The sequence below is a fragment of the Mycolicibacterium vaccae NBRC 14118 = CIP 105934 genome, assembly GCF_001552715.1.
GTDB lineage: Bacteria > Actinomycetota > Actinomycetes > Mycobacteriales > Mycobacteriaceae > Mycobacterium > Mycobacterium vaccae.
This window is the reverse complement of record NZ_BCRS01000282.1, coordinates 1-3,556: the sequence shown is the minus strand read 5'-3', so window position 1 is coordinate 3,556 and position 3,556 is coordinate 1. Positions and strand designations below refer to the sequence as shown.

Sequence of the window (3,556 nt, the reverse complement as noted above, 5' to 3'; positions counted from 1 at the left end):
GGGCCTGGCATGCCGCCAATTCTGTAGCAGGAGCTGATGATTCGATCGCGGCGGAGCTGGAGGCATCGGCAGGCCGGGCGCAGAGCCGGGGTGGCATCGCCGCCGCCGCGGCGTTCCTGGCGCGTGCCGCGGTGCTCACCGCCGATCCTGAGCTGCGCGGGAACCGCGCTCTGGCCGCGGCGCAGGCCAAACGGGACTCCGCGGCGGGAGCGGAGGCGTACGAACTGCTGGCCATCGCCGAGGCGGCACCGCTGTCCGAGCTCCAACGTGCGCGGGCCGCGCGGTTGCGCGCCCAGATCGCGTTCGTCAGCAGCCGGACAGGGGAGGCGGGCGCACCGTCGGTCGGGGAGACCGCGCCCGCGTTGCTCGAGGCGGCCAAACAGCTGGAGGACGTCGACGACTTCGCTTCCCGGGAATGCTATCTGGAGGCGTTCGCGGCGCTGATGTACGCGGGCCGGCTGGGACAGCCGGGTGCGCTTCTCAACGCTGCCGAGGCGGCCCGCGCGGCGATGGTCCGCACCGCCGAACTACCCCGGGCGGTGGACCTGTTCTTCCGCGGGATGACCGAACGGCTCACCGGAGGCATCACCGGCGGCGTGCAGCACATGCGCACCGCACTGGACGCGATGTCCGCCCTGGCCGACGCCGATCCCGGCCAGCTGCAACGGTGGCTCGTCCCGGCGTTCCCGATCCTGCAGGAATCTGCGGCCCACGAGCTGTGGGACGAGAACCTCGTCGACAGGCTGTCGGCGGCCGTCGTCCGGCAGGCGCGCGACAGCGGCGCGCTGGCCGGCCTTCCCCAGGCGCTGGTGTACCGGGCCGGCGTGCATGTGCTGTTCGGCGAACTGAACACCGCCGCCACCCTGATCGCCGAGGCGCACTCGATCACCGCGGCCACGACTCACGCCGGACCCGTCCGTTACTACTTTCTGGTGATCGCCGCCTGGCGCGGTGATCCCGCGGACGCCACACGGCTGATCGAGGCCGCCGCGGCCGACGCCACCGCCCGCGGCGAAGGGCGACTGATCGGTCTCACCGGGTACGCCGCCGCGGTCCTGTACAACGGTCTGGGCCGCTACCAGGAAGCCTTCACCGCCGCGCAGGGTGCCTGCGCCTACGAGGATCTCGGGTTCTACAGCTGGGCATTGCACGAACTGGTCGAGGCCGCCGTCCACATCGGCGAGCGGGACGCCGCCGAGCAGGCCGTCGGTCACATCGCGGAACGCGCCGGCGCCAGCGGAACCCCGTGGGGGCTCGGTGCGATGGCCCACGCGAGGGCGCTGCTGGCCGACGACGCCGAGGCCGACCGGTTGTTCACCGAGGCGCTCGAGCAGCTGAGCCGGTCGCGCGTGGTGGTGCACCGGGCGCGGACACATCTGGGCTACGGCGAGTGGCTACGGCGGGTCAACCGGCGCAGCGACGCCCGCCGGCACCTCAAACAGGCCCACGACATCTTCATCGGGATGGGCGCGCACGGTTACGCCGAACGGGCCCGCCGCGAACTCGTCGCCGTCGGTGAGAAGGTCCGCAAACAGCCGCTGAGCACTCACGACCCGTTGACCGCGCAGGAGGCGCAAATCGCCCGGCTGGCCGCCGACGGGCTCACGAACGCGGAGATCGGCGCCCAACTGTTCATCAGCGTCCACACCGTCGAATGGCACCTGCGGAAGGTCTTCGTCAAGCTGGGCATCACCTCGCGCAGGCAGTTGCGCACCGTCACCTGGTCCCACTGAGAGGCCACGGGCTACGGGGCCCAAGGACTACGGGGCCCAAGGACTACGGATTACCAAGGGCCCCCCCGGAGCCGGTCACCGCCAGTCTGAATTCGACGGCCCGTCCGGGCTCGCAGAACTCAACCGGAGGTAGTCCCATGAAGGTCACCGACACCGACACCGACACCGACACCGACGAGGGCGAGCGCAGAGCCGAGCGGGACGCCCGGTTCGTCGCGGAGGTCCTGCCGCTGGTCGACGTCCTGCTCCGGGGCGCCCGCCGGCTCACCCACCACGACGCCGACGCCGAGGACCTGTTGCAGGAGACGCTGGCTCGCGCCTACGCCGGTTTCGGCAAATTCCAGCCGGGCTCCAACCTTCAGGCGTGGCTGTTCCGGATCCAGTACAACCAGTGGATCAACGCGTACCGGTGGAAGGAACGCCGCCCGGCCGAGGTGCTGTCCGGAGGGATCACCGACCGCGAGCTGGCCGGTTTCGGTGCGCACTCCTCGACGGGGCTGCGCTCCGCCGAGGCCGAGCTGCTGGCGTCGCTGCCCGACGACGACGTCCGCGACGCGATGGCACGCCTGTCGGACGGCTTCCGGACGGTGCTGTACTACGCCGACGTGGAGGGCTACACCTACGCCGAGACGGCCGCATTGATGAACATCCCGATCGGCACCGTGATGTCACGGGTGTCGCGGGCGCGGATCCAGCTGCGTCGTTCGCTGGCCGACGCCGACTGTGCGCGTCGATTCGACTCCGTCGTGCTGCACGCGGCCTGAGGGGTACCGATGTCCGCAGAGTACGGCCAGGAGTGGAAGACAGCGGTCACCGTCGTGCAGTGCGTGCGCCCGCCCGCGGTCCCGCCGGATGTCGAAGCGATGACCGTGGTGGTCGAGTACCCGCCCGGCAGTCGCGGTACCCCGCCGCACCGCCACCCGGGCGGGCCGGCGTTCGGCTACATGCTGGAGGGCGAGATGCTGTTCGAGCTCGAGGGAGAACCGCCACGGGTGATCCGGGCGGGGGAGGCCTTCTGGGAGCCTGGCGGCGACGTCATCCATTACTCGGACGCCAACAACCGCAACGACATCCGCAGCCGCTTTCTGGTCACCATGTTTTGCGTGCCGGGACAACCGATGCTGGTGTTGGTCGACGATGACGAACTCGTCGCTCGCGCGGGGCTGCGTGTGCCGATCAGCGGCGGGCCGCCGGCACGTTGAGCCTGCTGTCGGGACCGTCCACCGCCGGGAAATCCATGGTCCAGGGCGGCGTTCCGTGTTGCACGACCCAGCAGGACCCCGCCGCGTCCGACGCAGCGTCGAGTGCGGCCAGCACCGCGTCGGCGACCGTCTCGGGTTCCATCACCGGCACCCCGATGCGCTCGACGAGCGGGCGTCGGTCGCCGAGCACGCCGGTCTCGGTGATACCGGGGCAGATGGTGTGCACTGCAATGCCTTCGGCGGCGAGGCTCGGCGCGACCGAGCGCATGAACCCGACGACCGCGTGCTTGCCGAGCGCGTAGACCGGATCGGGGTACCAGGGCATCAGGCCGGCCAGTGAGGCGGTCGCCAGGATGGCACGGTCGGCGTCCGGCCGCGACCGCATCGCACGCACGGCGGCCCGCACCCCGAACACCACGCCGTCGACGTTGACGCCGAACGACTTCCGGTACTCATGCAGGTCCAGTGACCCGATGTCGCCGGACCACTCGATGGTGACGCCGGCGTTCAAGAAAGCCAGATCCAGTCCGCCGAACTCGGCGACGCAGGCATCGAACGCTTCGTCGATCTGGTCGGGATCGGTTACATCACAACACAAGCCGATGCCGCCGAGCGAGGCGG

General features: G+C 70.5%; 4 protein-coding genes. 3 read left to right on the top strand and 1 reads right to left on the bottom strand.

Translation table 11 applies throughout. From position 1 onward, the window contains the following. The 3 genes from MVA01S_RS29105 to MVA01S_RS29095 form a co-directional block, all read left to right on the top strand. Positions 1-1,733, top strand: a 1,733-nt coding sequence (locus MVA01S_RS29105; protein ID WP_218006074.1) for a helix-turn-helix transcriptional regulator, incomplete at its 5' end; no start/stop codon positions are given. 137 nt (positions 1,734-1,870) lie between these two features. Continuing rightward, entirely contained in the window at positions 1,871-2,497 is a 627-nt protein-coding gene (locus MVA01S_RS29100; RefSeq protein WP_003931775.1) for a sigma-70 family RNA polymerase sigma factor, read from the top strand. A gap of 9 nt (positions 2,498-2,506) precedes the next feature. Further along, positions 2,507-2,935: a cupin domain-containing protein gene (locus tag MVA01S_RS29095; RefSeq protein WP_003931776.1), complete on the top strand. Its 429-nt coding sequence runs from the start codon at positions 2,507-2,509 to the stop codon at positions 2,933-2,935. On the opposite strand, the gene MVA01S_RS29090 is transcribed toward MVA01S_RS29095, so the two are convergent. Then, on the bottom strand, positions 2,910-3,556 hold a 647-nt coding region (locus MVA01S_RS29090), incomplete at its 5' end, for an SDR family oxidoreductase (RefSeq protein ID WP_060941809.1). The two genes, MVA01S_RS29095 and MVA01S_RS29090, sit on opposite strands and share 26 nt — an antisense overlap.

Excerpts from the sequence above, each read along its gene's own strand:
- MVA01S_RS29100 (WP_003931775.1), top strand. The coding sequence starts at position 1,871 with ATGAAGGTCACCGACACCGACACCGACACCGACACCGACGAGGGCGAG.
- MVA01S_RS29095 (WP_003931776.1), top strand. The coding sequence starts at position 2,507 with ATGTCCGCAGAGTACGGCCAGGAGTGGAAGACAGCGGTCACCGTCGTG.